The organism is Streptomyces sp. NPDC048291, assembly GCF_043201715.1.
In the GTDB taxonomy this organism is placed as follows: domain Bacteria; phylum Actinomycetota; class Actinomycetes; order Streptomycetales; family Streptomycetaceae; genus Streptomyces.
Genome location: NZ_JBICZC010000010.1, coordinates 433857 through 460270 on the forward strand (window position 1 = coordinate 433857; position 26414 = coordinate 460270).

The 26414-nt window shown below is 70.8% G+C and carries 27 protein-coding genes and 2 pseudogenes; 19 read left to right on the forward strand and 10 right to left on the reverse strand.

The annotated features are described in order from the left end of the window. Positions 1-33 precede the first annotated feature (33 nt). The 4 genes from ACGF5O_RS28035 to ACGF5O_RS28050 all read right to left on the reverse strand — a co-directional run bounded on the left by ACGF5O_RS28035 (position 34) and on the right by ACGF5O_RS28050 (position 4585). A complete protein-coding gene (locus ACGF5O_RS28035) occupies positions 34-891 on the reverse strand; it encodes a carbohydrate ABC transporter permease (RefSeq protein ID WP_393812641.1) in 858 nt (285 codons plus the stop codon). Next, positions 888-1886 carry a carbohydrate ABC transporter permease gene (locus ACGF5O_RS28040; protein ID WP_393812642.1) on the reverse strand — a complete coding sequence of 333 codons (999 nt, stop codon included), beginning with the start codon at positions 1884-1886 and terminating at the stop codon, positions 888-890. The genes ACGF5O_RS28035 and ACGF5O_RS28040 overlap by 4 nt, the downstream gene beginning before the upstream one ends. Before the next feature lie 2 nt (positions 1887-1888). Next, positions 1889-3250 carry an ABC transporter substrate-binding protein gene (locus ACGF5O_RS28045; protein WP_393812643.1) on the reverse strand — a complete coding sequence of 454 codons (1362 nt, stop codon included), beginning with the start codon at positions 3248-3250 and terminating at the stop codon, positions 1889-1891. A 126-nt stretch (positions 3251-3376) separates the two neighbouring features. Further along, positions 3377-4585 (reverse strand): ROK family transcriptional regulator, encoded by a 1209-nt coding sequence (locus ACGF5O_RS28050; RefSeq protein WP_393812644.1) that lies wholly within the window; start codon positions 4583-4585, stop codon positions 3377-3379. 445 nt (positions 4586-5030) lie between these two features. Between ACGF5O_RS28050 and ACGF5O_RS28055 the strand changes: the two genes are divergently transcribed. After that, positions 5031-6401: an MFS transporter gene (locus tag ACGF5O_RS28055; protein ID WP_393812645.1), complete on the forward strand. Its 1371-nt coding sequence runs from the start codon at positions 5031-5033 to the stop codon at positions 6399-6401. 143 nt (positions 6402-6544) lie between these two features. Here ACGF5O_RS28055 and ACGF5O_RS28060 read toward each other — a convergent pair whose 3' ends face one another. Beyond that, complete coding sequence (locus tag ACGF5O_RS28060; RefSeq protein WP_393812646.1) at positions 6545-7453, reverse strand: LysR family transcriptional regulator; 909 nt, start codon at positions 7451-7453, stop codon at positions 6545-6547. 122 nt (positions 7454-7575) lie between these two features. Here ACGF5O_RS28060 and ACGF5O_RS28065 point away from each other — a divergent pair, with 122 nt between their 5' ends. From ACGF5O_RS28065 to ACGF5O_RS28105, 9 genes are all read left to right on the forward strand, one after another. Continuing rightward, positions 7576-8589, forward strand: a complete 1014-nt coding sequence (locus tag ACGF5O_RS28065; protein ID WP_393812647.1) for a fumarylacetoacetate hydrolase family protein — start codon at positions 7576-7578, stop codon at positions 8587-8589. Continuing rightward, the gene (locus tag ACGF5O_RS28070) at positions 8586-9548 is read left to right on the forward strand and encodes a cyclase family protein (RefSeq protein WP_393812648.1); all 963 of its coding nucleotides are present in this window, start codon (positions 8586-8588) and stop codon (positions 9546-9548) included. The genes ACGF5O_RS28065 and ACGF5O_RS28070 overlap by 4 nt, the downstream gene beginning before the upstream one ends. Positions 9549-9724: 176 nt before the next feature. Next, positions 9725-10891 carry an FAD-dependent oxidoreductase gene (locus ACGF5O_RS28075; RefSeq protein WP_393812649.1) on the forward strand — a complete coding sequence of 389 codons (1167 nt, stop codon included), beginning with the start codon at positions 9725-9727 and terminating at the stop codon, positions 10889-10891. Next, positions 10888-11994, forward strand: a complete 1107-nt coding sequence (locus ACGF5O_RS28080; RefSeq protein WP_393812650.1) for an amidohydrolase family protein — start codon at positions 10888-10890, stop codon at positions 11992-11994. Before ACGF5O_RS28075 ends, ACGF5O_RS28080 begins: the two co-directional genes overlap by 4 nt. Next, entirely contained in the window at positions 11991-12929 is a 939-nt protein-coding gene (locus ACGF5O_RS28085) for a VOC family protein (protein ID WP_393812651.1), read from the forward strand. The genes ACGF5O_RS28080 and ACGF5O_RS28085 overlap by 4 nt, the downstream gene beginning before the upstream one ends. Before the next feature lie 60 nt (positions 12930-12989). Further along, on the forward strand, positions 12990-13961 hold the full coding sequence (locus ACGF5O_RS28090; protein WP_393812652.1) for a fumarylacetoacetate hydrolase family protein: 972 nt from the start codon (positions 12990-12992) through the stop codon (positions 13959-13961). A 94-nt stretch (positions 13962-14055) separates the two neighbouring features. Beyond that, positions 14056-14295, forward strand: coding sequence for a hypothetical protein (locus ACGF5O_RS28095; protein ID WP_393812653.1), 240 nt, complete (start codon positions 14056-14058; stop codon positions 14293-14295). Continuing rightward, positions 14295-14675 carry a toxin Doc gene (locus tag ACGF5O_RS28100; protein WP_393812654.1) on the forward strand — a complete coding sequence of 127 codons (381 nt, stop codon included), beginning with the start codon at positions 14295-14297 and terminating at the stop codon, positions 14673-14675. Before ACGF5O_RS28095 ends, ACGF5O_RS28100 begins: the two co-directional genes overlap by 1 nt. A gap of 102 nt (positions 14676-14777) precedes the next feature. Next, the gene (locus ACGF5O_RS28105; protein ID WP_393812655.1) at positions 14778-15668 is read left to right on the forward strand and encodes an NAD(P)-dependent oxidoreductase; all 891 of its coding nucleotides are present in this window, start codon (positions 14778-14780) and stop codon (positions 15666-15668) included. Between the two features lie 33 nt (positions 15669-15701). Here the strand turns inward: ACGF5O_RS28105 and ACGF5O_RS28110 are convergent, their stop codons facing one another. After that, positions 15702-17402, reverse strand: coding sequence for a GXWXG domain-containing protein (locus ACGF5O_RS28110; protein WP_393812656.1), 1701 nt, complete (start codon positions 17400-17402; stop codon positions 15702-15704). A 462-nt stretch (positions 17403-17864) separates the two neighbouring features. Continuing rightward, positions 17865-18158, reverse strand: coding sequence for a hypothetical protein (locus ACGF5O_RS28115; protein ID WP_393812657.1), 294 nt, complete (start codon positions 18156-18158; stop codon positions 17865-17867). A gap of 63 nt (positions 18159-18221) precedes the next feature. Here ACGF5O_RS28115 and ACGF5O_RS28120 point away from each other — a divergent pair, with 63 nt between their 5' ends. From ACGF5O_RS28120 to ACGF5O_RS28150, 7 genes and pseudogenes are all read left to right on the forward strand, one after another. Then, positions 18222-18944, forward strand: coding sequence for a hypothetical protein (locus ACGF5O_RS28120; RefSeq protein WP_393812658.1), 723 nt, complete (start codon positions 18222-18224; stop codon positions 18942-18944). Beyond that, the gene (locus ACGF5O_RS28125; protein WP_393812659.1) at positions 18941-19129 is read left to right on the forward strand and encodes a hypothetical protein; all 189 of its coding nucleotides are present in this window, start codon (positions 18941-18943) and stop codon (positions 19127-19129) included. Before ACGF5O_RS28120 ends, ACGF5O_RS28125 begins: the two co-directional genes overlap by 4 nt. Then, positions 19092-20015: a pirin family protein gene (locus ACGF5O_RS28130; protein ID WP_393812660.1), complete on the forward strand. Its 924-nt coding sequence runs from the start codon at positions 19092-19094 to the stop codon at positions 20013-20015. The genes ACGF5O_RS28125 and ACGF5O_RS28130 overlap by 38 nt, the downstream gene beginning before the upstream one ends. A 22-nt stretch (positions 20016-20037) precedes the next feature. After that, positions 20038-20376, forward strand: a complete 339-nt coding sequence (locus ACGF5O_RS28135; RefSeq protein ID WP_393812661.1) for a GNAT family N-acetyltransferase — start codon at positions 20038-20040, stop codon at positions 20374-20376. Between the two features lie 9 nt (positions 20377-20385). Further along, positions 20386-20857 (forward strand): annotated as a pseudogene (locus ACGF5O_RS28140) (MarR family winged helix-turn-helix transcriptional regulator). Positions 20858-20948: 91 nt separating this feature from the next. Beyond that, on the forward strand, positions 20949-22055 hold the full coding sequence (locus ACGF5O_RS28145; protein WP_393812718.1) for an LLM class flavin-dependent oxidoreductase: 1107 nt from the start codon (positions 20949-20951) through the stop codon (positions 22053-22055). Positions 22056-22093: 38 nt separating this feature from the next. Then, positions 22094-22525, forward strand: a complete 432-nt coding sequence (locus ACGF5O_RS28150; protein WP_393812662.1) for a tetratricopeptide repeat protein — start codon at positions 22094-22096, stop codon at positions 22523-22525. Positions 22526-22545: 20 nt separating this feature from the next. On the opposite strand, the gene ACGF5O_RS28155 is transcribed toward ACGF5O_RS28150, so the two are convergent. From ACGF5O_RS28155 to ACGF5O_RS28165, 3 genes and pseudogenes are all read right to left on the reverse strand, one after another. Then, positions 22546-23388, reverse strand: a complete 843-nt coding sequence (locus ACGF5O_RS28155) for an HAD family hydrolase (protein ID WP_393812663.1) — start codon at positions 23386-23388, stop codon at positions 22546-22548. A gap of 305 nt (positions 23389-23693) precedes the next feature. Further along, positions 23694-24209 carry an isochorismatase family protein gene (locus ACGF5O_RS28160; RefSeq protein WP_393812664.1) on the reverse strand — a complete coding sequence of 172 codons (516 nt, stop codon included), beginning with the start codon at positions 24207-24209 and terminating at the stop codon, positions 23694-23696. Between the two features lie 145 nt (positions 24210-24354). Next, positions 24355-24549 (reverse strand): annotated as a pseudogene (locus tag ACGF5O_RS28165) (methyltransferase domain-containing protein); the annotation flags it as partial. A gap of 96 nt (positions 24550-24645) precedes the next feature. Between ACGF5O_RS28165 and ACGF5O_RS28170 the strand changes: the two are divergent. After that, a complete protein-coding gene (locus tag ACGF5O_RS28170; RefSeq protein ID WP_393812665.1) occupies positions 24646-25452 on the forward strand; it encodes an SDR family oxidoreductase in 807 nt (268 codons plus the stop codon). Between the two features lie 25 nt (positions 25453-25477). Then, entirely contained in the window at positions 25478-26317 is an 840-nt protein-coding gene (locus tag ACGF5O_RS28175; RefSeq protein WP_393812666.1) for an SDR family oxidoreductase, read from the forward strand. Positions 26318-26414 lie beyond the last annotated feature (97 nt).

A 26414-nucleotide genomic window follows, 5' to 3' on the forward strand; every position in this document is an offset into this window, starting at 1 on the left:
CGGCTCGGCCCCGGTAGGTCGGCCCCGGAGGGCTCAGCCCTTGACGCCGGTCAGCGCGATGCCCTCGACGAAGACCTTCTGCGCCAGGAAGAACAGCACCAGGACCGGCAGCAGGAACATCAGCGAGGCCGCCATCTGGAGCTGGTAGGCGTTCTGGTGCCCGTTCTTGGCGAGCTGACTGAGGGCCACCGCGAGGGTCTGGCCGGTGTCGCTGTTGCCCGTGTAGAGCAGGGGGTTGTAGAAGTCGTTCCAGGCGTAGAGGAAGGCGAACAGGCCGACCGCGGCGATCGCCGGGCGGGCCATCGGGATCAGCACCCGCCACAGGATGCGCAGTTCGCCCGCACCGTCCACCCGGGCCGCCTCGGTGAACTCGTCCGGGATCGTCAGGAAGAACTGGCGCAGCAGGAAGATGCTGAACGCGTCGCCGAAGAACGAGGGCACGATGAGCGGCTTGAGCGTGCCGATCCAGCCGGCGTGCGCGTACATGACGTACAGCGGCAGGCTGGTGACCTGGGCCGGGATCATCATCGCGGCGAGCACGACCAGGAAGACCGCCTCCCGGCCGCGCCACCTCAGCCGGGCCAGCGCGTAGGCCACCGGCACCGAGGAGACGACCACGCCGACGGTGGACAGCCCGGCGTAGAGCATGGTGTTGAGCAGGTCGCGGCCGAACGGCATGGCCCTGAAGACCTCGCCGAAGTTGCCGAACTCCCAGGGCGAGGGCCACAGCGAGCCCGTGCCGGCCTGGTGCTGGGTCATGAACGCGGTGAGCACGCCGATCGTCAGCGGGAGGAGGAAGCAGAGCGCGACGGCGACGGCGGGCGCGTGCTCGGCGAGCAGGTACAGCGCGCGGCGCCCGGCACGCGGCTTCGTCAGGGGAACAGTGCTCATCGGCCACCGCCCGAGTAGTGCACGAAACGGCGCGAGGCGCGGATGAAGACCACGGTCGCCGCGAAGATGACGAGGAACAGCAGCCAGGCCATGGCCGAGGCGTAGCCGGTCTTGAAGTACGCGAAGCCCTGCCGGTACAGCTCGGTCGAGTAGAACAGCAGCGAGTTGGCGGGGTAGCCGATCAGATCGTTGCTGGACGAGGTGGCGTTCGCCGAACTGGAGGCGACGAACGCCTCGGTGAAGTACTGGAAGGTGTAGATCATCCCGGTGAGCAGCGCGAAGAAGATCACCGGGGAGATCGCCGGGAGGGTGACACTGCGGAACTTCTGCAAGGTGCCCGCGCCGTCGAGTTCGGCGGCCTCGTACAGCTCGCGCGGTACGTCGAGCATGGCGGCGGAGAAGATAACCATGACGTTGCCGCTCGCCCACAGCGCCATCAGGACGAGGCTCGGCTTCGACCAGGCCGGGTCGGAGAACCAGCCCGGACCGTCGATGCCCACCCAGCCCAGCATCCGGTTGAGCGGGCCGACCGGGTTGAGCAGCACGATGAACGACAGGGCGGCGGCCACCACGGGCACCATCGACGGCAGGAAGAACAGCGTGCGGTAGACGGCCCGGCCGCGCTTGACCCGGATGATCACCCAGGCGGTGAACATGGCCCAGACGGTGCGCAGCGGCACCATGACGACGACCATCCACAGGGTGTTGCGCACGGCCACCCAGAAGGTGTCGGACTGGGTGAACAGGGCGCGGTAGTTGCGCAGTCCGACGAACTGCACCGGGCGGTAGGAGCCGGCCTGGAAGTCGGTGAGCGAGTAGTAGAGCGTGGCGGCCACCGGGTAGAGCACGAAGACGCAGAACCCGACGACGAACGGGGACAGGAAGGCCAGTACGACCCACCAGCGGGCCCCGCTCGCGCGCCGCCGCCCGCCCCGGGCGGCGCGCGTGCGTGCGCCGCCCGGGGCCTCGCCGACGGGGGCGAGAGTGGTCGTCATCTCTACTGCCCGCTCTCGGAGTTGAGGTCGTCGATCTTCTTCCCGACCCCGGCGAGACCGCTCGCGGCGCTGCCCACCTTGCCTTGCTCGTAGTCGAGGAGGAACGCCCGCCAGGTGTCCATGTCCTCGATGCCGGCCGGGGTGAGCGTCTTGTAGGTGGAGTTCTTGTTCTCGAAGACGTCGACGAACGGCTTCCAGTGCGGGTCGTTCCGCTTGTCCCAGGCCTTGAGCGCGGCGAACGTGGTCGGGATGTTGTAGACCGTGTCCGCGAGGGTGTTGAGGAACGTCGTGTCGGTGGTGAGCTGCTGGAGCGCGAAGAACGACTCCTGCTTGTGCTGCGAACCGGCGGACAGGTAGGCGACCGTGCCGAGCGTGCTGCCCGCACCGTACGTGCCCGACGAGCCGTCCAGGACCGGCATCGGCACCACGCCGTAGTCGAAGTCCTTCTTCTCCGAGGCGATCTCGCCGACGTGCCACTCGCCGTCGTACTCCATGGCCGCGGCCCCGGTCAGCAGCGGGTTGCCGGCGTCGTCGGCGTGCGGCTGGTAACGGCCCACGAACTTCTGGACGTTCGCCTCGCCGTAGTAGCCGATCAACTCCTTGTCCCAGGCCAGCAGTTGCTGCCACTTGGCGTCGGAGGCGAAGGTGGTCTTCCCGTCCTTGCCGTAGAACTCGGTCCCGCTGTGCGCGCCGGTGAACAGGTACCGGTTGACGTCGTAGTCGGAGCGCGGCACGAAGCCGTAGGTCTTGATCGAGCCGTCCGCGTTCTTGACGGTCAGCTTCTTCGCGTCGGCGGTGAGTTCGGCGAGGGTGGTGGGCGCCTTGGTGATACCGGCCGCCTTGAACATCTGCTTGTTGTAGTAGAGCGCGAAGGCATCGGTCAGCAGCGGCAGCGCGCACTGCTTGCCCTGGTAGCGGGTGTAGGCGAGGGTCGCGGCCGGGAAGGTCTTCGCCGTGTCGATCTTCGCGGAGGTGAGGTAGGGGCCGATGTCGGCGACCGTGCCGTTGTAACAGAACTTCGCCACGTTGTCGGGCGCGGAGCTGATGAAGACGTCGGGCGGATCACCCGCGGCGACCGCCTTGGCATAGGCGGCGTCGTCCTTGTTCGGCACGAACTTCACGGTCAGCCACGGGTACTTGGTGTGCAGCCGGTTCAGGGTCGCCTTGAACGCGGCCACCTCGTTGGGAAGGTGGTTGAAGGTCCAGACGGTGACGGTGGTGGGCTGGTGCGAGGCGCCCGCGGAGATGGCGGTGTCGGGTTCTGACGACGAGGGCCCGGTGGACGTGCAGCCGGCCAGCAGCAGCACTCCGGCGGCCGTGACGGACACGACCCCGGTGACAGGCCCGGTGATAGGTTTGAACACTGATCGTCCTTCCTCGGAGACGGGATTCCCTGGGTGACGGATCGGTCGTCGGTCGGCGGGCACGGCAATGCCCGCCGACCCTGAGCGGCGGCGCTGTCCGGCAAGACGGCGTCGCCGCGGTGTCTCTCAGGACAGAGCCGAGGGCTCGCCCTGGGGGACCGGGGTGGTGGCGGCGGCGAAGGCGGCCTCGCGGGCCAGCTCCGCCGACATGGTGGTCGCTCCGGTGAGCACGGCGTCCTGGCCGAGCCCGGAGGCGACGATGGGCGGCCGGAACGTACTGAAATCGGCCAGATGGCGGGCGACGGGTTCGAGCAGCAGATCCCCGTTGGCCCCGATGGCGCCGCCCAGCACGATCAGCGCCGGGTCGATCAGGGGTACGACACAGGCCACCACGTAGGCGACGCTGCGGGCGGTGTCCTCCACGATCTCCAGCGCGCCGGGGTCGCCGGCGCGCGCGAGTCCGAAGACGGTGAGCGGGCTGCCGTCGCCCGGCAGGCCCAGCCGGCGGGCCTCGGCGCTGATGTGGCGGGCGCCCAGGTGTTCCTGGACGGGATCCCGGCGCTGCCCCACCGGCGCGATCATGCGGTCGCTCGGCAGATACCCGGCCTCACCCGCGACACCCGTGGCGCCCCGCCGGACCCTGCCGTCCACCACCAGCCCGAGACCGAGCCCCACGCCCAGGCTGACCAGGACGAAGTCGTCGGTCTCGGTGCCGAGACCGTGGGTGCGCTCGGCCAGCGCCGCGAGATTCACGTCGTTCTCCAGGACCAACGGGACGGGGATCGCCCGCCCCAGCGCCTCGCCCAGCCCGCTCCCCGCGTCGGGCAGCCCGGTGGTGTACGACAGCTGCCGTCCGTCGGGACCGACCGCGGCCGGCAGTCCGGCGACGACCTGGGTGATCTCGCCCAGCTCCCGCCCGACCTGCCCGGCCAGGTCCACGCACATGTCCAGGATCTGCCCGACGAACGCCTCGGTGCCCCGGTCCCCGTGCTGCTCGGACTCGGCACGCGCCCGCACCCGGCCCGTGACGTCGGCGACCGCGGCACGGATCCTGCGGTGCCCGACGTCCACACCGATCGCGAAGGCGCAGTCGGCGTTCACCCCGTACTGCGCCGGCGCCGGACCCTTGCGGCCGGTCGCCGGGCCGACCTCGGTGATGACCCCGCGCTCCAGGAGCAGGCCGACCGCGGCGGCGACCGTCGGCCGGGAGAGCGGGATCCGGCCCGCCAGATCGGTGGTCGTGACGGGCCCCGCCTCGTCGATCGCCTCCAGGACGGCACGGCCGTTGAGCGAACGCAACAACCGCTGCGGACCTGCTGGATAACGGCGGGTCACGGTGCCCTCATCTCGCCATAGACGGCCTGTGAGACAGGCCTGCCCGGCCTGTAAGAAAGAAAGTTGCTTATTTATACGCTCGGATGTGGCCGAGATCAACCCTTCGAGTGCGACCTACGGGCTCACGAGACGGCGAGCGCGGTTGACGTGCTGGGGGAGGAGTTTGTAGTTCACCACCGGCTTGGGCGCGTACCCGGAGGTGGCGTAGTTCGCCGCCTGTGCGGCGGTGGCCGTACGCGCGGCTCATCCACGGCGTGGATGAGCCGGATACGCGATTCGGATCGCGTGCGGGATGGCGAGCGGGCCTGGCGAACGCCCATAGTCGTCCCTACCCGCACGCCGCTGTCCGGACCAGCCGCCGACGTGCGGCCGTCCGCGGCATGCTGCGCGCCACAGGCGCCCGTGGACGGTATGCCCACTCCCTCACACCGTCCCTGGAGTCGCCATGCCTGGTTCCGTTCCGCTGCCCGGTTCCGGTCCCTCTTCCTCTCCTTCTCCCTCCTCGATCGCGATCGACGACATCCCCCGCTCGTCTGTCACCGTCTCGGGCCCCGCCCACGTACTGCGCGTGACCCTGCTGATGGCCGGCAGCTGCCTGCCGATCCTGGGGGCCGTGCTGATCGCCCCGGTGCTCCCGAAGATGCAGGACCACTTCGCGTCGGTGCCCGGAGCCAAGGCGCTGGTCCCCCTCGCCCTGACCGTTCCGGCCCTCTCGCTGGCCCTGCTGGCACCCTTCGCCGGCGTGCTGGTGGACCGGGTGGGCCGCAAACGCCTGCTGATCGCGGCCACTTTGCTGTACGCCGTGTTCGGCACCGCCCCGCTCTGGCTGGATTCGCTGGGAGCCGTCATCGCCGGCCGCGCCCTCGTGGGGGTCACCGAGGCCGTGATCATGACATGCTGCACCACCTTGATCGGCGACTACTACAGCGGCGCCCGGCGGGTGAAGTACCTCGCCCTGCAGACGATGTGCGCGTCCGCGTCGGCCACCGTCTTCTTCGTGCTCGGCGGCGCCGCCGGATCGGCGGGCTGGCGGGCACCCTTCTGGATCTACGCCGTGAGCCTGGTCCTCGCCCCCCTGATGGCCGTTTCCCTGGCCAACCCGGCGGCTGGAGCGACGGCCGCCGGGAATTCGGCCGCCGCGACTCCGAACGCCGAGTCTTCGGCCGTGGAGTCTTCGGTCGCGGAGTCCTCGGCTGCGGAGTCTTCGGCCGCCGGGATGCGACGCCCCTTCCCCTGGCGGCAGATGGGCGGCATCTGCGCCCTCACCTTCTTCGGGGCGGTCGTCTTCTACACCGTGCCGGTCGAGATGTCGTACCTGCTCGACGACCTCGGGGTGACGAACTCCGGAGTGATCGGCCTGGCGAGCGCGGTCGCCAGCGCCGCCACCGTGGGCGGGGCGGTCACCTTCACCCGCCTCAAGCGCTCTCCCGGCCCGGTGCTGCCCGTCGCTCTCGGCCTCGGCGCGCTCGGTTTCGGGCTGATGTCCCTTGCGGGCAACGCTCCGCTGCTGGTCGTCGGCGCGGTCGTCAACTGCGTGGGCACCGGCATGCTGCTGCCCGCGCTCCTGACGAGCGCCATGTCCCGGCTCGCGTTCGAGGACCGCGGCCGTGGCACGGGACTGTGGATGGCGGCCTTCTTCGGAGGTGAGTTCGTCTGCCCGCTCGTGCTGCTCGCGGGGGAGTCGGCGGTCGGCAGCCTCGCGGGCGCGGTGGGCGTGCTGGGGCTGGCCGCCGCGGCCGGCGCGGCATGGCTGTGGGCGGCCCGCCGCCGCGCGGGCGCCGTGGATCCCCGCCCGCTGCCGGAGCAACTGGTCTGAGACCGTGAAAGCAAGCCGGCGGGCCGGGAGCGCGAGGCATCCCGTTCCTGGTCGGTGCCCTGCCGGTCACCAGCCGCAAGTCACCGCCGACCGGCCGCCGTTCACCGGTCATTCGTCGGCGCGGTGTGCGCGGGTGACCCGGCTCATCCGCCCGTCAGGGTCGCGCCCACCTCGGCGGCCTTGCGGCGCAGCCAGATGTGGGCCGCGTCCTGGGCGTGCACGGGATGCCACCACATCGCCTCCCGGACCGGTACCGACTCGAACGGGCAGGGCAGGACGCGTACCCCGGCGGCGAGAACCGCTCTGCGGGCCAGGCGGTCCTGGATCATCGCGACCCGCCGGGTGCCCTCGACCATGTGCGGCAGCAGCTGGAAGGTCTGCACCGAGACCTCCACCCGGGGGCTGATCCCGAGCATGCTCAGCTGGCGCGCGACCGGGGCGTCGTAGGGACGCTGGTAGACGACCCACGGCAGACCCGCCAGTTGGTCGAGGGTGAGTGCGTCACCGACCTCCGGGTGGTCGTCGGCGACCATGCACAGCCAGCGGTCCGTGTACAGGTCGACGGCGGGGAAGCCGTCGATGACGCCGTGCGGCATCAGGAGGCCGTCGACGGTGCTCAGAAGCGTGGCGGTGTTCTCCTGGACGGAGGGTGCCGGGTGCTGGAAGGTGAGCCGGATACCGGGCGCCTCGTGGTGCAGGGTACGGGCGAGCGCGGCACCGAAGACGGCCGCGCCGTAGTCCGAGGCGAGCAGGGTGAACTCGCGGACCTCGGCGGCCGGATCGAAGTCCGCCTGGCTGGCGAAGACGCGCTCCAGCAGATCGCAGGCGGTGGCACTGCGGTCGCGCAGGGCGACCCCGAGCGGGGTCAGCTCGTAGGCGTTGCCGGTGCGGGCGAGCAGTTCGTCGTCGAAATGACGGCGCAGCCGGGCCAGCGCAGCGCTCATCGCGGGCTGGCTCAGTCCGACGCGTTCGCCGGCCCGGGTCACGTTGCGCTCCTCAAGGAGCGCGCGCAGGGCGAGGACCAGATTGAGATCGAGTCGGGAGAGGTTCACCGGGCACCACCCAACGCAGGGGAAAGCCATCCACACCATGGATGAGGCACATTCACAGGATTGATTTCCGTGATTGACGGATCGGGGCCAGAGTAGACCGCATCCCAGCAGGAGGACATCTGATGGCAACACCCGTGCAACCTGCCGGCCCCGACGCGCTCGGCTCCGACCCGCTCGGCCCGTTCGCACTCGGCACGTTCTCGCTTCCGGACGGACAGCCGTTCCCCGGCATCCTGGCGAAGGGCCGCGTGCTCGACCTCGCCCGGACGCTCGCCTGGGCACCGTCCGAGATGCGGGCCGTGGTGGAGCGCTGGGAGGAATCCCTCCCCGCCCTGCACGCCCTGGTGGACGAGGACGCCCTCGACTGGCAGCCCCTGGAGAACCTCCGGGCGCACGCCCCGCTGCAGCCGCGCCAGATCTTCCAGTCCGGAGCCAACTACCGGCAGCACGTGATCGACCTGGAGGTCGCCCACCGCTCCTCCGACGACCCGCGCACGGCCGAGGAGGCACGCGCGGAGATCGCCGCGGTGATGGACCGGCGGGCCGCCGAGGACCTGCCGTACGTCTTCATCGGCCTGCCCAGCACGGTCACGGGCCCCTACGACGACGTCGAACTGCCGTCGTGGGCCGAACAGCCGGACTGGGAACTGGAGTTGGCGGCCGTCATCGGCAGGGCGGCCTATCGGGTCCCGGCCGAGGAGGCCTTGGACCACGTGGCCGGCTACACGATCGCCAACGACCTCACCGACCGGGCCACCGTCTTCCGGCGGGACATGAAGGCGATCGGCACGGACTGGCTGCGCTGCAAGAACGCGCCCGGTTTCACGCCGCTCGGCCCGTGGCTCGTCCCGGCCGAGTCGGTCGCGGACCCGGGCGACCTGCGGGTCACCCTGAAACTCAACGGCGAGACGATGCAGGACGAGTCCACCAAGGACATGCTCTTCGGCGTGGCACGCCTGGTGTCCTACATCTCGCAGACGGCCCGGCTCCTGCCGGGCGACCTGATGCTGACGGGCAGCCCGGCGGGCAACGGCCTGCACTGGGGCCGGCTGCTGCGGGAGGGCGACGTCATGGAGGGGACCATCACCGGTCTGGGCGTGCAGCGCACCCGCTGTGTGGCGGAGGCGTCGGCATGAGCCCGGACCGCCACGACCCCGAGGGCGCGATCGCCGAGGCCGCCAAGGCGTTCTCGAACTGGGGGCGTTGGGGCGCGGACGACGTGCTCGGCACCCTCAACTTCCTGGACGAGGCCAAGCGGCGCGAGGGAGCCGCACTGGTACGGCGGGGCGTGAGCTTCTCGCTGTCGCAGGCCTTCGACATGGACGGCCCGCAGAAGGGCTGGCGCCGGCGCACCAACCCGGTGCACACCATGCTGGACACCGGTACCGACGCGGCCCTCGGCAACCAGGGCTTCCCGCACGGCATCGGAGGCGCCGACGACGTGATCGCGATGCCCCTGCAGTGCTCGACCCAGTGGGACGGGCTCGGGCACATCTTCGACCACGGCAGAGCCTGGAACGGCCGGGACGCGGCCCGCACCGTCACCTCCGACGGCGACCTCGTCACCGGCATCGAACACATGGCGCCGTACGTCGCGGGCCGCGGCGTGCTGCTGGACGTGGGCCAAGTGGTCGGCACCGGCGGAGAGTTGCCCGACGGGTTCGCCATCACCGAGGAGCACCTGACGGCGACCGCCGAGGCGCACGGTGTGGCGGTCCGGCGCGGCGACCTCGTCACCGTGCGCACCGGACGGCTCGCCCGAGCACGCCGCGACGGCTGGGGCGACTACGCGGGCGGCGACTCGCCCGGGCTGTCCTTCACCACCGCAGGCTGGCTGCACCGCACCGAGATCGCCGCGATCGCCACCGACACCTGGGGCTTCGAGGTACGGCCCAACGAGTTCGACCACGCCTTCCAGCCGCTGCACCAGGTCGCCATCCCGCACCTGGGCCTGCTCATCGGCGAGATGTGGGACCTCGACGCGCTCGCCGCCGACTGCGCGGCCGACGGCGTCTACGAGTTCTGGCTCACCGCGGCGCCCCTGCCCATCACCGGCGCCGTCGGCTCACCCGTCAACCCGATCGCGGTCAAGTGAGCCGCCGAGCAACCTGCTCGGGCCGCCCGGTCAGGTAACCGGCCTCGCCGGCCTGTGTACCCCCGTCCCTGCCCTCGCCCCACCCCCGTCCCCACTCCTGGCCCGCGTCCTTGGCGGGCGAGCCGCGCCCCAGCCGCCCGAAGCCGCGCGGCCCAACCCCGGGAGGTCCCCCCGACATGGCTGACAGCCGCACTCTTCCTCAGCCCCGGACGACCCGGAGGACCCCCGCCGTCCTGGTCGTCGGCGGGGGCGCCTCGGGCAACGCGGTCACCGTCCTGCTGCGCCGCGCCGGGATCGCCGTCGACCTGATCGAGGCCAGACCCGACTGGAACGCCACCACCGGCTCCGGCATCACCCTCCAGGGCAACGCCCTGCGGGTCCTGCGCGAACTCGGCGTGTGGGACGAGGTGTCGGCCTCCGGCTACGCCTTCGGCTCGCTCGGGGTGACCGCGCCGGACGGCACCGTCCTGTTCGTCGCCGAGGACATCAGGACGGGCGGGGAGGACCTGCCGGCCACCGTCGGCATGCAGCGCCCCCGGCTGCAGCAGATCCTCATCGACGCGGTCCGCGCCTCCGGCGCCGGCGTGCGTCTGGGCACCACCGCCGAGACCCTGGACCAGGACGCCGACGGCGTCTCCGTGCGCTTCAGCGACGGCACCACCGGCCGCTACGACCTGGTGATCGCCGCCGACGGCCTCAACTCGGCCACCCGCGCCGCGATCGGGATCACCGACAAGCCGGAACCCACCGGCATGGCCATCTGGCGCAGCGCCGCCCCACGGCCCGCGAGCGTGACACGCACCGACCTGACCTACGGCGGCCCCGCCTACATCGCCGGCTACTGCCCCACCAGTGAGAGCACGATCTACGCCTACGTCGTCGAGGCGTGCCGCGACCGCGCCGCCATCGACCCGGCCGCCTACGCCGACGAGATGCGCCGCCTGGCGCGCGGATACGGAGGCGTGTGGCCGGAGATCACCGAGCACATCACCGACCCGAAGCAGGTCCACTACACCTGGTTCGACCGCCTGCTGGTGGAGGGCTCCTGGCACCGCGGCCGCGTCGTGCTGATCGGTGACGCCGCCCACTGCTGCCCGCCCACCCTGGCCCAGGGCGCGGCGATGTCCCTGGAGGACGCCCTCGTCCTGGCCGAGCTGCTCGGCGGCGGCCGGGACTGGGACGACGAACTGCTCCAAGCGTACTACGACCGCCGCGTCCCACGGGTACGCACCGTCGTCGAGGCGTCCGTGCAGATCGGCCGGTGGCAGCTGGACGGCGTGCGCGACGCCGACATGGCCGGCCTGGTCGGCCGCACCATGAACCTCCTCAAGGAACTCCCGTGACCGACACCCCGTCCTCCCCGTCTTCCCCGTCCTCCGCGTCCCCGGCGTCCTCCCTGCCGACGATCGACGTCCACGCCCACTTCCTGCTCCCGGAGGTCGAGGCGGCCGTAGCCGGTCACCCCGGACTCGCCGAGGCCCGGGAACTCGACGCCCGCCGCAACGGCCCGGCGGCCCTGGCCGTGAACGGTCCGATGGTCGGGACCCGCGCGCCCAGGCTGACGGAGGCCGCCGCACGCCTGGCGGCGATGGACGCGCAGGGCGTGGACATCCAGTTGATCAGCCCGTCCCCGTCGCACTACCACTACTGGGCCGAGCCCCCGCTCGCGTCACGGATATGCCGGCTGGCCAACGAGGGCACCGCCGCGCACTGCGCGAAGGCCCCCGACCGGTTGCACGGCCTCGGTCTGGTGCCCCTCCAGCACCCCGCCCTCACCGTGCGGCTGCTCGACCACGCACTCGACCAGGGACTGAAGGGCGTGGAGATCTCCTCACACGCCCCCTGCCACGAGCTGTCGGACCCCGCGTACGGGCCCTTCTGGTCCCGGGCGGAGGAGACGGGAGCCCTCGTCTTCCTGCACCCGTTCGGCTGCACCCTGGACGAACGACTGGACCGGTGGTACCTGTCCAACACCGTCGGCCAGCCCACCGAGAACGCCGTCGCCCTCTCCCACCTCATCTTCTCCGGCGTCCTTGATCGCCACCCGCGGCTGAGGCTGATCGCGGCGCACGGCGGCGGCTACCTCCCCACCCACCTCGGCCGCTCCGACCACGCCTGGCGCGTCCGCCCGGACGCGCGGGACTGCGCCCGGGAACCGAGCAGCTACCTGAAGCAGCTGTACTTCGACTCCCTCGTCCACGACGCGGACGTGCTGCGGGAGCTGCTGCGCGCCGCCGGACCGCAGCGGGTCCTGCTCGGCTCAGACTTCCCGTTCGACATGGGCACCGAGGACCCGCTGGCCGCACTGCGCGCGGCGGACCTGCCCGACGACGACTTCCACGCGGTACGAGGCGGCAACGCGGCCGCCCTGCTCGACCTCAACCCCAACCTCAACCCCAACCTCGACCTTGACCTCGGCCTCGACCGGGAAGGAACCCCACGATGAGTGACCGTCTGCTCACCCACCTGCGGCACGTCGACCTCGCCGTGCCCGACTACGACAAGCAGCTCGACTTCTACGCCGGTGTCTGGGGCCTGACCAAGGTCGCGGAGGACTCCGGGATCTCCTTCCTGGCCGCCGAGGGCAGCCCGGAGCAGTACGTCGTCCGGCTGCGCAAGGCCGAGGAGAAGCGCCTCGACCTGGTCTCCTACGGGGCCGCGAGCTCCGAGGACGTCGACACCCTCGCCGGCCGCCTCCTCGCCGCAGGCGTACGGCTGGTCTCCCAGCCGGGCAGGGTCGACACCCCCGGCGGCGGCTACGGGTTCCGCTTCTTCGACGTCGACGGCCGCACCGTCGAGGTCTCGGCGGACGTCGCGGTACGGCAGCACCGCAGGATCGAGGAGAAGGAGTCGATCCCGGTCAAGCTGTCGCACGTCGTCCTGAACTCACCGGACCTCGACAGGACCCGTCAGTGGTACGAGACCCACCTGGGCTTCCGCCTGACCGACACGCTCGGCCATCCCCACATCGGCGACGTCATGCACTTCATGCGGATCAGCAACCAGCACCACTCCATGGCCATCGCCAAGGGCCCGCACACCTCCCTGCACCACGTCTCCTTCGAGATGCGCGGCATCGACGAGTACATGCGCGGCTCCGGCCGGGTGATCCGCGCCGGCTTCAAGAAGGTCTGGGGTCCGGGCCGGCACATGGCGGGCGACAACACCTTCACCTACTTCCTGGACCCGCACGGCAACACCGTCGAGTACACGACCGAACTGGAACTCCTCGACGAGGACACCTGGCACCCGCACGTCTACGACTTCTCCCGGCCCGAGGTCACCGACCAGTGGGGCACCGCCAACCCCATGAACGAGCTGGTCACCAAGGAGTCCTTCAACGACGCGGACCGCGGCTGCTTCATCGCCCCGCCGGTCTGACCCCGCACTCGAAGGACGCGACCGCCCCGCCCCCGTTCTCCCGTCGACAGGACTCCTTGCATGCGTTTCGCCACGTACGAGTACCGCAATCGACGTCAGGTGGCCGTCGTCGAGGAGGACGGCAGGCTCTGCCCACTCCCCGGCGTGAGCTCGCTGACCGGCCTGCTCGCCGACGCGGGCAGCCCCGCCGACCTGCTGGACGCGGGCGCAACGACGCTCGACGTCCCGGCCGGCCCGCACGTCACCGACGTCACCCTTCTCGCGCCGCTCCAGCCCCCCACCGTGCGGGACTTCGTCACCTTCGAGGAACACGTGGAGGGCGTACGACGGTCCGTGGACGGCGCCGCCGGGGTGCCGGAGCAGTGGTACGCGGCCCCGACCTTTTACTTCACCAACCCCTACGCAGTCCTCGGCCCGCACGACGACATCCCGATGCCGCCGGGGTCGAGCACGCTCGACTTCGAACTCGAGGTCGCGGCCGTGATCGGCAAGGAGGGCCGCGACCTCACCCCCGAACAGGCCCGCGACCACATCGTCGGATACACCGTCCTGAACGACTGGTCCGCCCGCGACCTGCAGTCCGCCGAGATGAAGATCGGCCTCGGCCCGTGCAAGGGCAAGGACACCGCCACCACCCTGGGTCCTTTCCTGGTCACCGCCGACGAGCTGGACACGTACCGTGACGCGGACGGCTTCCTGCGCCTCGCGCTGACCGCGGAGATCAACGGCGAGGTGGTCGGCAGGGACCTGCTGTCCAACATGAGCTGGACCTTCGAGGAGATGGTCGCCTACGCCTCACGCGGCACCTGGGTACGCCCGGGCGATGTCCTGGGCTCGGGCACCTGCGGCAACGGCGGCTGCCTGGCGGAACTGTGGGGACTGCGAGGCCGCCAGGACCCCCCGCCGCTGAAGCCCGGCGACACCGTCACCCTCACCGCCGAGGGCATCGGCACCGTCTCCAACACCGTCGTACCCGGCCCCGCCCCGGTACCGGTCCCGCTCGCCCGGCACCGCCCGCGCAAGCGGCCGTGACCGACGAGGACCGCCCCCGACGACCGCCCACGTGCCGGAGAGCCGGCGCGGCACCGCACTTCACCGGCAGGCACCTAGTAGGTACCATCACTCCATGCCATCCCTGAACGTGTCCTTCACCGACGAGGAGCTCGAAGGCGTCCGGGCCGCCGCCGCCGCCGAGGGCAAGAGCCTCAAGCAGTACCTGCACGACCTCGGCGTCCGCGAGATGCAGCGCAAGCGGTTCGTCGCCGGCGCGACCGAATGGGCCGAGCGCCTCCGCGGGGAGTTCGACGAGGCCTTCCCCGACGAAGTGCCGCCCGCCGCGCGCGGCAACGGGACTGCTGCCGCCTGATGCCGCCCCTCTACATCGACGTCTCCTGGCTGCTGGACGTCCAGGAGAACGCGCTCGGCCACGACGACCTGACCGTCTCCGACTACTCCGCGCTGACCGCCGCCGTCGCCCGTCACAAGACCCGGCTGCCCACCCTCGCGACAGCCGACCCGGACACCGCCTGGCGCGCTGCGGCCCTGCTCCACACCATCGTGCGCCTGGAGCCGCTCCCGCACCGCAACAGCCTCTACGCCGCGTTCATCGCCGCCCAGTACATGGCCCAGGCCGGCGAGGGCATCGATCCCCCCTACGGCGCGCTCCCCGACCTGGTACGCAAGGTCCGCGACACCCGCGTCGGCATCCAGGCCGTCGCCGACCAGCTACGGAGCTGGAAGCTGTAGCACCCGCCCGGCCGTCGGCGCAGCGGGCAGCTCTAGGATTCCCGCAGTGATCCTCTGCCGGTGTGAACCGGTGGACGCAACGACCGTCATGGTGGTGATTCCGTGCCCTCGCGCGTAGCTCTCGTCGGCGTCGGCCGTATGGGGACCCCTCTGTGCGGACGCTTCGTCTCGGCCGGCCACTCGGTGACCGCCTTCGATGTCCGCCCCGAACGGGAGCAGCCGGCACGCTCGTTGGGTGCCGACTGGGCGCCGTCCGCCATCGCGGCCGCGGCCGGAGCGGACGTACTGGTCACGGTGGTGCCTGGGCCCCGCGAAGCCGAGGCGGCACTCCCGGACGCCGTGTTCGGCGCCCTGGCCCCCGGGGCCATATGGATAGACATGACGAGCAACGCCCCCGCAGTCGCCGCGGTGTTGCGGGAACGAGCGGCTGCCCACGGCGTCGACGTCCTCGAAGCCCCCCTCGGCGGCAGCCCGGACGATGCCGAACACGGGCGCCTCAGGCTGTTCGTGGGCGGCTCTCCCGAAGTCCTCGACCGGTGCAGGCCGTTGCTGGACGCTGTGACGACCACGGACCGAATCAGCCACATGGGCGGCCCGGGAACCGGCTACACCACAAAACTCCTCATCAACCTGCTCTGGTTCGGGCAGGCCACGGCGACCGCCGAGGCCCTTCTGCTGGGACGCCGGGCCGGCATCGACCTCGCTGTCCTGCGCGACACGCTGGCCGGGAGCGCGGCCGGGAGCGACTTCATCCGCAGGGACCTGTCGGCCCTGTTCGCCGGGAACTACCTCCCTTCCTACGGACTCGACCGCATCCGCGACCAGCTTGAGATCATCACCGGTGAGGCCCGCGACCTGGGTACCCCGCACGGGATTGCCGACGTGGTGCTGGATGTGCACCGGCGGGCTCTGGAGCGGTTCGGGTCTGTGGACGGTGAGCTTCTCGCGGTGGCTCTTTTGGAAGAGGCCGCGGGTACGTTGTTGCGCCCGTGACCGGTTCGCATGTCGGCTGTCCTGCTGTTCGCGCTAGGGGACGAGGACGGGTTTGACGACCCGGCCTGCGAGCATGTCCTGCTCGGCTTCGTTGATCCTGCTCAGCGGGTAGGCGGTGATGAACCGGTCGAAGGGGAAGCGGTCCCGTTGCCAGAGGGTGATGAGCTCGGGGATGAAGTCCTGCGGTACCGGGTCGCCTTCGACGATGCCGGTGAGTGTTTCTCCGGTGCCCAGTGTCAGGGCGTCGAGTTCCAGGAGGCCGTTCATCACACCGACCAGCCCCATGGTTCCGGTGGTCCGCAGGGCGGCGATCCCGGCGGTGATGACCGGGGGGACCTCGGTGGTGTCGAGGCCGTACTGGACGCCGCGGCCGAGTTCGCGTGCGAGGGAGAGTCTTTCGTCGTCGAGGTCGACTGCGATGATCCGGGCGGCTCCCGCCGGCCGGGCCGCCATTACCGCGGACAGGCCGACCGACCCGGCGCCGAGCACCACGACGCTGTTACGGGCTGTGGCGATGGCGTGGGTGGCGAGGGAGGACTGGCCGAACCAGCGTGCGGCGATCTGCTTCCCCTCGCTGTCGTGGATCGTGGTGGAGCCGTCCGTAGGGACCCCGACCCTGTTGCGCGCGGTGAAGGTCTCACAGCAGGACGGGTGCCCCGCATGGCAGTTGGCGCAGGCACCGCACGAGTCGAAGGAGAGCACCACGTGGTCGCCGGGCCTGATGCCGGTCACCGCCTCGCCGATCTCTTCCACCACTCCGGCGCCCTCGTGCCCGAGCATCATCGGCAGGACCGCCGTGTACATGTCGGAGCGGGCCATCTGTTCGGTGTGGCACAGTCCCGCCCCGGCGATCTTCACCCGCAGTTCGCCGGGGCCGGGCTTGGCCAGTCCGACCTCCTCCAGCGAGTAGTCACCGTCGGCCGAGCGGAGCACCGCAGCGGTCGCGGCGGTCACGCCACCGGTGGGGTCGGGGACCCGGGTGAGGTGGAAGTAGAAGTCCGTCGGATCACCCTTCTTGTCCATGACCGCGAGCCGGCCGTAGACCATCGCCGCCGGCGGCTCGCCGCGGAAGACGACCTGGCGGATGCTCGCGAGCCCCTTCTCCTCGAAGGAGTACACGGTTCCGTCCTCGCGGGTGCACAGCAGGGGCTCGACGTGGTCCTCGCTGACGAAGCGCTTTCCGTACCACCGCATCTGTTCCATGAGGCCGGCGTTCTCGGTGCCGCGTTCGAACCGGCCGCCTTTCCAGGCTCCGATGAGGAAGTCCGCGTCGACCGGTTCCAGTTGGCCGAATATCCGTTCCAGGGTGGTGTTGTCGCATTCTCCGCCGGCGGTGATGATGTCGGGGATCTGCTCTTCGGTGGCCATCCGTCGGTCTCTCCTCGTGGTGGGTTTGTCCACCAGGGTTGACCCGGTGGTCTCCTGTCGTGGGCGGACGGGGTCCGAGTGCTCGTACATGCGGGTGTGCCGGAGCAGGACCCGTTCCAGTGCCACGGCCGGGCCGTAGGCGGTGGCGGTGAGTGGCGCCAAGTGCAGGCGGCACTCCTCGGCGTTGTCGGCTGCGGCGCGGCGTGCCTGGAGTTCGCTGAGGCCGGTGGTGAGGGCGTCGACCTGTCCGTCGGCCTGTTCGCGCCGGTGGCCGCGCAGGTCGTTGACGAGCCGGATGCTTGTCGCGGCGTGGCGCAGTGCGCCGTGCAGGTGGGGGAGCCGCCGGGGGAGGTCGGGCTCGTCCATCAGTGTCCAGAGGGTGGCCAGTTGCTGTTAGTCGGCGAGCCGGTAGACGGGTGTCGGGCTGGTGGGGACGCGTTGTGCCGCGCGCGGTCGTACCCGGCGCAGGGGAGCGAGGTTGCCGTGCATGGGACGGCTGAGATCGGCGAGGGCCTGCTCGAGCCGGTTGTCGGCGAGAGTGTCGTATTCGTCGTCGGTGAGATAGCCCTCCGCCGCTGCTTCCAGGAAGGGCAGAGGGCGATGGAGACCCGAGCCCAGGCGGCGCGTACACGGCTGCCTCCAAGACCGCCCGGGCCGCCGGCGTGGCCATCGCGTAGCGGTGCAACAGCTCAGGTGCTCCCGCAAGGAACTGCGTCAGCCGCCCGTCACTTGCACTTTTCAGAGCATGCGCGAGCTGCCGGTCGCCCGCGGCGGCCAGAGTTTCCGCAGCGGCTTCCGCGGTCGCGTCAAAGCTGTCCAGCGGACGGATCATCGGCCAGCCAGCAACTCCCGCACCTGCGCATGCGGATCCTCCTCGCCTGCCCGGGAGACCTTGGCGTACGCCTCGGCGTACTCGGGCCACAACGTGCCCAGCACCAAGACCGGACCGCGCGCCGGGTCGGTGAGCAACCCGTGCAGCGCGGCACCGATACGCTCGCCCAACCCGCGACCCGCGCCGAGATAGTGCTGCGCCTCATTGAGCCACACCACCGTGTGCGGATCCACCCGGACGAGGTCGGTGAGTGCCGCCTCGGCACGGGTGGGATCAAAGGGATGCCACAACCGCCACCCCGCCTCGGCCGGCGGCTGGACCGCCTCCCAACAAGCGCGCGTGGGGCGCTCCTGGTGACGATCGTGGTCGGCCTGCTCGGCACGGCCGCCCCCGCCCAAGGTGGTCGCGGCGCCGACTCCGCCTCGTATCCGAAGGGCCCCGGCGGCGAGGCCGTCAATGACAGCTTCTACTTCGTCCACAGGAAGCTCACCGGCGACGGCGCCCTCACCGTTGCCCTGCGGTCCCTGACCGGTGTGGCCGACACCGGGACCGGCAAGGCGGCCCAGGGCGCCCAGCCCTGGGCGAAGGCAGGGATCATCGTGAAGGAAAGCCTCACCCAGGGATCCCCGTACGCGGCGGTCATGGCCACCGGCGGTCACGGCGTGCGCATGCAGTACGACTACACGCACGACACGGCGGGCCCTTCCGACAAGGTCACCCAGGAGTCCCCGCGCTGGCTGCGCCTGGTCCGCTCCGGCGACAGCCTCACCGGTTGCACCTCCACCGACGGCTCCCACTGGACCAAGGTCGGCCATGCGAAGTTGCCTGGGCTTGCGCGCACCGTGCAGGCCGGGCTCTTCGCCACGTCACCGGAGGCGAAGCAGGACACCGCGGCAGGCGCAGGTTTCAGCCCTGCCGTGGCCACCGGCGCCTTCTGCGGCCCGGCCTCACCGGTGGCTGGTCTCAGGGGGCGTGGAGCGGCACACCGGTGGGCGGCGGCGCGGGCACCTCCGGCAGCTACACGAACATCACCGAGGGCGGTTTCACCCAGACCGACGGCGGCGGGTTCACCGTGACCGGGGCCGGTGACATCGCGCCGGTCGTCGGCGGGCCCGCCATGGGCGTCGGCTTCTCCGTCGAGAACTTCCTCGTCGGCACCTTCGCCGGGCTGATCGTGGTGATCGCCGTGGGCACGGTGTTCACTGGTGTGGGAGGTGCTCTCGGTGAGCAACGTGGAAGTCGACGTCCTGTCGGCACGTGAGGTCCCGCTGGGCGGTCCGCGTGCGATGCACGTCCGGCGGACGCTGCCCCAGCGGGAGCGCACGCTCATCGGAGCCTGGTGCTTCGCCGATCACTACGGCCCGCACCGGGTCACCGAGTCGGGTGGCATGGACCTGCCCCCGCATCCGCACACCGGCCTGCAGACGGTCACCTGGCTGTTCAGCGGCGAGGTCGAGCACCGCGACACCCTCGGCACCCGCACGCTGGTCCGGCCCGGCGAGATGAACCTCATGACCGGTGGATACGGCATCGCCCACTCGGAGGTCTCCACCCCGAACACCGCCGTCGTCCACGGCGTCCAGTTGTGGGTCGCACTGCCCGAGGAACACCGCGGCACCGCCCGGGACTTCCAGCACTACGTGCCCGAACCCGCGCAGGTCGACGGGGCCGAGATCAGGGTCTTTCTGGGTTCGCTGGCGGGCCGGACCTCTCCGGTCCGGGCCTTCACGCCGCTGCTCGGCGCCCAGATCGTCATCGAACCGCACGCGGCGCTCACCCTCGCCGTGGACGAGGCCTTCGAGCACGGCCTACTCGTGGACAGCGGGGACGTCCGCCTGATCGACACCCTGCTGCGGCCCGCGGAACTCGGCTACGTCCGCCGCGGCGTGGACGCCCTGACGATGGTGAACGAGACCGACGCCCCCGCGCGGACCATCCTCCTCGGAGGCCCTCCTTTCGAGGAGGGGATCGTCATGTGGTGGAACTTCGTCGGCCGCAGCCACGAGGACATCGTGAAAGCCCGCGAGGACTGGGAGGCCTCCTCCGACCGCTTCGGCGTCATCGAGGGCTTTTCCGGGGGCCGCCTCCCTGCACCGGCCCTGCCGAACGCCGTGCTCACACCGCGCCGGAACCCGCCGACCCGCTGACTCCCCTGACGAAAGGCTCATCATGAGCGAGTCCTCCACCACCACGGTCGTCGAGCGTGCGGACGCCGATCGCCGGTACGTGATCCTGGTCGACGGCCGGCGCGCCGGTCTGACCGCCTACCGCGACCTGGGCGCGCAGCGTGTCTTCTTCCACACGGAGATAGCCGAGGCCTTCGCCGGCCAGGGGCTGGGTGCACACCTGGTCCAGCAGGCGCTCGCCGACGTACGCGCGTCCGGACTGCGGATCGTCCCGGTCTGCCCCTACGTCGCCAAGTTCCTCAAGCGGCACACCGAGTTCGCGGACATCACCGACCCGGTCACACCGGACGTCCTGCGGTGGCTGGAGGCACAGCTTGGCTGAGTGGTCCCGGTGAACGAGGCACCGGAACGGCTCGGTCCCGCGGAGTGCGATGCCTGGCGCAGTCTGGTCCGGATGCAGGAGAGACTTCACGGCCGGGTGGCTCGCCGCCTGCAGGCGGACTCCGGCCTGTCCACCGCCGACTACATCGTGCTGGTCCATCTCACCGAGGCGCCCGGCGCCCGCATGCGCTCCGCAGACCTGGCCCAGGCGGTGGAGTGAGTGGGAGAAGAGCCGGATGTCGCACCAGATCTCCCGCAAGGTCAAGCGCGGGCTGGCCGTCCGGGTGGAGTGCCCCGAGGACGGGCGCGGCGCGTTCGTGGTCGTCACCCCGCAAGGGCGGGACATGATCGCGTCGGCCGTGCCCGGCCATGTGGCCACGGTCCGCGATCTCTTCGTCGACCTTCTCACGCCGGAGGAACTCGGCACGCTCGCGAAGGTCGCGGGCCGTGTCGTCGAGCAGTTGGACAAGCGGTACGAGTAGCGCTGCGCGCGGCGGCAGCGGAATAGGCGCCGTGGTGCCCGTGTTCCCATGGCGCAGTTGATGCGTCAACCAGATGGAAAGGCTGAAGATGATGCAGTTCGGCATCTTCACCGTCGGTGACGTGGCCACGGACCCGAACACGGGCCGTACGCCGACCGAGCACGAACGGATCAAGGCGATGGTCGCCGTCGCGCAGAAGGCCGAAGAGGTGGGGCTCGACGTCTTCGCGACCGGTGAACACCACAACAGGCCGTTCGTGCCGTCCTCCCCGACCACGATGCTGGGTTGGATCGCCGCCCGTACCGAGCGGATCATCCTGTCCACGTCGACCACGCTGATCACCACCAACGACCCGGTGAAGATCGCCGAGGACTACGCGATGCTCCAGCACCTGGCCGACGGCCGGGTGGACCTGATGACGGGCCGCGGCAACACCGGCCCGGTCTACCCGTGGTTCGGCAAGGACATCCGGCAGGGCATCAACCTCGCCGTCGAGAACTACGCCCTGCTGCGCCGGCTGTGGCGCGAGGACGTCGTCGACTGGGAGGGCAACTTCCGCACACCGCTGCAGGGCTTCACCTCCACCCCGCGCCCGCTGGACGGCGTCCCGCCGTTCGTCTGGCACGGCTCGATCCGCTCGCCCGAGATAGCCGAGCAGGCCGCGTACTACGGTGACGGCTTCTTCCACAACAACATCTTCTGGCCCAGGGAGCACACGCAGAAGCTGATCGACGTGTACCGGCAGCGTTACGCGCACTACGGCCACGGCAGCCCCGAGCAGGCGATCGTCGGCCTCGGCGGCCACGTCTTCATGCGCCGCAACTCCCAGGACGCCGTGCGGGAGTTCCGCCCGGTCTTCGACCACTCACCGGTGATGGGCGGCGGAGTCTCCATGGAGGAGTACATGGCGCAGACCCCGCTGACCGTCGGCACCCCCGAGCAGGTCATCGAGAAGACGCTCACGTTCCGCGAGTACGCCGGGGACTACCAGCGTCAACTGTTCATGGTGGACGGCGGCGGCATCCCGCTGAAGACCGCCCTGGAACAGATCGACATGCTCGGCGAGGAGGTCGTACCGGTCCTGCGGAAGGAATTCGCCGGGAACCGGCCCGCCGGCGTCCCCGACGCTCCCACCCATGCCTCGCTGCGCGCCGCACGCGACGCGGCCGGCACACCGACCACCGCACGGGCGGTCTGAGACTGTCCTGCGCACGCAGCTCGGGAACGGAGGGAACGATGACCGACAACCTCAACGACTACCCGGCCACCGACGGAGTGGCGCCCGACCGGTGGGCAAGCGCTCTGCACCTGTTCGACAACGGCGTCGGCGCACCGCACGAGGAAAGCACCGCCGAGCGCTGGGAGCGGGCGCAGCTGCTGTTCGAAGGCCGGGACTACATCGGCGCGGCACGGCTGCTCACCGACGTCGTCCAGGAGGCTCCGGAACAGACCGGCCCCAGGCTGTTGCTGGCCCGCGCCTACTACCACTCCGCACAGCTGCGGCGCGCCGAAGACCAACTGCGTCGGATCGTCGAGCGCGATCCGGTGGAACACTACGCCCATCTGCTGCTGGGCCGGACCCTGGAACGCCAGGGCCGCCACGACGAGGCACAGCCCTGGCTGCGTATGGCCGCCGCGTTCGCCGGGGAGTTCCCCGACGACGACTGAGCCGTGCGGTGGCGCAAGTGCTAGCGGTGGGCCCGGGCGCTGACGAAACCCTCCAGCACCCGGGCCACGCCGTCCTCGTTGTTGGAGGGCGCGCGATGGCGGGCGGTCGCCAGGACGTCCGGGTGGCCGTAGGACATGGCGTAGGAGTGGCCGACCGCGCGGAGCATGGGCAGGTCGTTGGGCATGTCACCGAAAGCGGCGATCTCGTCGACGGCGATACCCAGTCGGTTGCTCCAGGCGACCAGGGTGGTCGCCTTGGTGACGTGCGGCGCGCTGAACTCCACCAGGGAGAGCCCGGTGGAGTGCGTGGTCTCGGCGCTCGGTCCGGCGGTGTGCCGTGCCTGTCGGTAAAAGTCGGCCAGCGGGAGCGCGGGATGGTGGGCGAGCATCTTGACCAGAGGAGCGCCCGGGACGCGGGCGAGTATCTCCTCGGCCGGACCGACCAGTTCGACTGCCTCGCCTCCGAATGACCAGTCCGGATAGGCCGGTTCATGACCCGAGGCCTCGCCGAACTCGAAAGCGAAGGATACCCCGGGGATGGTCGCGCGTACGCGTCGTACGAGCCGCACGGCTGCGGGAAACGGGATGGGGAACGTCTGGGCGACGGCCCCGTCCGGGAGATGGACCGTGGCGCCGTTCGCGGCGATCACCGCGTGGGGCCCGATCCGCTCCAGCAGTGCCGGTACGCTCCGTGGCGGACGGCCCGTGACGAGCGCCACGCATATCCCCACCTCCTCCGCTGCGGCCAACGCGGCTTTCGTCCGGGGCGCCAGCGACCCGTCGCTGCGCAGCAGCGTGCCGTCCAGGTCCGTGGCGACCAGCTTCGGTGGCACGGCGAGCGGCGGGAACGGCACGGTGGTCATGAGCGGTGGCACCTTCGGGGATCGACTTCCGGATCGACGGGTGTTCGCTAATCGCAGCAGTAGCGGGACGTGGCACCCGTGGTCATGGTCAAGAGGGCGGCGTAGACGAGGACGGTGACAGCCACGCCAGTCGCCCAGCGGAGCAAGCCGCACTGTGCGTTGCGTCCGCGCGGGGCCCGGCCGGCGGGCGGATCGGGATCGTCGCGCCGGGCAGGAGAGGGGGGAACGGGGGCAGGGGCGACCGGAACGTTCCGGCAGCGACCTGTGGGGTCACGGCGAGTCACCTGGCGGAGGCCGGGCAAGGCCTACCACCTCGAGGCAGGGGCGGTGACAAGCGGACGCGACCGGGCCAAGGTTGGCGAAGAGCCCGCACCGCTCCGCGTCACGGCTCTGTCGGGGGCTGCGGGAATCACCCTCCGGGCCCGCTCGCGCAGCCATCCGGTGCCGACGCGCTCCCAGGTGACCGACGTCTCCGTGTGCAGGCCGGAGATGATCAGGTTCCTGCGTCCGGTGGCCAGTACCCGGTCCGTCACCTTTTGGTCGTCCCAACTGTCGACGAGCGGCTTGTCGATCGGCTGGTGCTCGCCGAAGACGTTCTGCAGGGGGTGGAGCGGGGGCCCGTTGTGCCCCCGCGCGAGCGTCGTCAGTACTGTCGGAACATCGAGCGCCTTGGCCGCCTCGGCCAGTACCACAACGGTTGCGGACACCGCTGTCGGATCGTGGCTGTACAGATAGTGCAGCGGCTGGTGGTCGATCAGCAGCAGGACACTCGCCTCGGGCGGCGGTAGTGCGACCAGGCCGCGCATCGGTGGCGTGCTCATGGGAACTCCTCAGCCCGTCCCGGGGTTTCCGCTACGAATAGATGACACATCACTGATAGGTGAAGTGTCAACTATTGGAGTCGTCCCGGGGGTGCGCCGCCGCCCGCGGTCGGCGGCGCGGCGGTCGGCTTCGTGCGCGGACGATGCTGGACAGGTTGATCACGCAGTTCGGGACGACCACGTCGATCGTGCCGACGGGCAGCGGGATGGCCTCGATGGTGCCCTTGGGGAACTCCACGTTCGTCGCGCCCGCCTTCGCCGCGTTGGCCAGGGCCAGGGCGAGTGGGAGCATCCCGTCGGCCATGTCCAGCCCGTCCGCCCTGCCGGTGCGGCCGACCCGGCAGGGCGGAGAGGTCCTTCCGGCGGCGCTCACCACCGCGCCCCGGTCCCTTCTAAGACAGTTGACTTATTCGGTGATCCGTGTTGGCATCGGCGCATGGACACGTTGCAGGGCGCGGTCGCCGTCGTCACGGGTGGAGCCAGTGGAATCGGGCGGTCCACCGCCCACTCCCTGGCCCGGCGCGGGGCGCACATTCTCGTGGCCGACATCGACGCGCCCGCCGCGCAGACGGTCGTCGACGAACTCGCTTCCTACGGGGCCGACGCCCTGACGGTGCGGTGCGACGTCACCGCCGACACGGCCTTCGAGGAGCTGAAGGCGTCCGCCCTGGACCGCTTCGGCAGGGTCGACCTCGTGATGAACAACGTCGGGGCGCTCACCCGCGGGCGCCCCGACCGCATCCCCGTCGAGGAATGGCAGCGCGTCATCGACATCAACCTCATGTCGGTCGTCCGCAGCAACGCCGTGTTCGTCCCGTACTTCCTCCAGCAGGGCCGGGGACACATCGTCAACACCGCGTCCATCGCGGGCCTTTACACCTACTCGTACGACCGGCTGCCGTACGCGGCGTCCAAGGCGGCGCTCGTGCAGCTCTCCGAGGGGCTGCGGGCCTACCTGCGGCCACGGGGGATCGGGGTGACCCTGCTGTGCCCCGGACCGGTCAGGACCAACATCGACGCCGCGCGCCTGCCCTGTTTCGGCCCGGTCGTGGCCACGCGCGGCCCCGGCGAGGAGTTCGCCGTCCTGCCCGCGGACACCGTGGGCGAGCAGGTGGCACAGGCGGTACTGACGGACACGTTCATGGTCCTCACGCACGAACGGGTGCGGGACGTCCTGGTGGACAGGGCGAGCGACTGGAACGCGTTCATGGGGCGGCAGACGGCCGCCCTGGCCGAGGAATAGCAGCGCACGACACAGGAGAGACCCAATGGACAATCCGTACGCCAGCAAGCGGCCGGACCAGCGACTGGCCGTGGTGATCGGCGCGGGCGGCATGGGCGCGGCGGTGGCGCGGCGCCTGAGCCACGCCTACCAGGTGCTTGTCGCGGACATCGACGCCGAACGGGCGAAGACCCTCGCCCGGGAGCTGACCGACGAGGGCGGTGACGTCGAGCCCATCGCGTGTGACGTGACCAGTACGACGTCGGTCGACTCCCTCGCCCGCGCGGTGGCGGACGCCGGCGGATTCAGGGTCCTCGCCCATGTCGCCGGACTCTCCCCGGCCGCCGAGAACTTCAAGCAGATCCTGCGGGTGAACCTCACAGGACCGGCCCTCGTGACCCGGGCTCTGCTGCCGCACGCGACCGCCGGGGCCGCGGCGATCCTCGTCTCCTCGCTGGCGGGCCACGGCTTCACCCCGGCACCGGCGGTCGCGCCCCTGCTGACGGAGCCTCACGACGAGCGGACGGCGGAGCGCATCGAGGCGGAGACGCCTCCGGAGAACCGCTCCGGTGCCCTGGCGTACCAGATCTCCAAGTACGGCCTGCTGTCCCTGTGCCGGGGCGAGGCCGGCGCGTGGGGCGAGCGCGGAGCGCGCATCGTCTCCCTGTCCCCGGGGCTCATCGCCACCCCCATGGGCGCCATCGAGTTCGAGCACAGCCCGACCAAGCGCGACCTGCTGACCCGGACCCCGCTGGGCCGGCAGGGCACGATGCTGGAGATCGCGGACGCCGTCGAGTTCCTGGCGTCGGACCGCGCGTCGTTCATCTCCGGCACGGACCTCCTCGTCGACGGCGGGCTGGCCGGAACCTTGATCCCGACACCCTGAGCGCGGACCGGGGGGGGGGGGGGGGGGGGGGGGGGGGGGGGGGGGCCCCCCCCCCCCCCCCCCCCCCCCCCCCCCCGCCAAAACACCCGGCGAGGGG